The following is a 711-nucleotide window of genomic DNA, read 5'->3' on the forward strand; positions in this document are numbered from 1 at the left end:
ATGTGGAGTTTTGCCACCGCATTCGAGCGCGACGCGTTTCATGTTCGACTGGGCGGAATAGCTCATGAAGAGCTTGCCGACCTCGGTTGAACCAGTGAACGTCACCGCGTCGACATCCATGTGCAGGCCAAGCGCCTTGCCCGCGGTCTCGCCAAGGCCGGTGACCACGTTGAACACGCCATCGGGAATACCGGCTTCCGCCGCGAGTTCGGCAAGCCTGATCGCGGAGAGCGGTGACTGCTCGGCAGGCTTGAGAATGACCGAGTTGCCTGCTGCCAGCGCTGGCCCGAGTTTCCAGCATGCCATCAGCAAAGGAAAATTCCATGGAACGACCGCCGCCACGACGCCGACGGGCTCGCGGGTAATCATGCCCAGTGCACCGCTGCCGGTCGGAGCAATCTCGTCGTAGATCTTGTCAATCGCCTCGGCGTACCAGGCGATCGTATTGGCCGATGCCGGGACGTCGATTGAGCGCGCGTCCGAGATCGGCTTGCCCATGTTCAAGGTCTCAAGCAGTGCGAGCTCATCACCGTGCTGATGCATCAGCTCCGCGAAGCACTGCAGCACTTTCTTGCGTTCGCTCGGCGAGCGCCGCGACCAGGATCCCGACTCGAAGGCGCCGCGCGCGGAGCGAACCGCCAGGTCGACATCCGCCGCGTCGCACGACGCTATCTGGGCAAGCGTTGTTCCATTGGCGGGGTTGGTCGCGTC

Annotated in this window: 1 protein-coding gene; it reads right to left on the reverse strand. The window is 63.0% G+C overall.

Translation table 11 applies throughout. The annotated features are described in order from the left end of the window. Window positions 1-711 (reverse strand): aldehyde dehydrogenase family protein (locus tag EN932_RS37375; protein WP_128369586.1); only part of this gene is annotated, 711 nt, incomplete at both ends.

The organism is Mesorhizobium sp. M7A.F.Ca.US.002.01.1.1, assembly GCF_004022955.1.
GTDB lineage: Bacteria > Pseudomonadota > Alphaproteobacteria > Rhizobiales > Rhizobiaceae > Mesorhizobium > Mesorhizobium ciceri.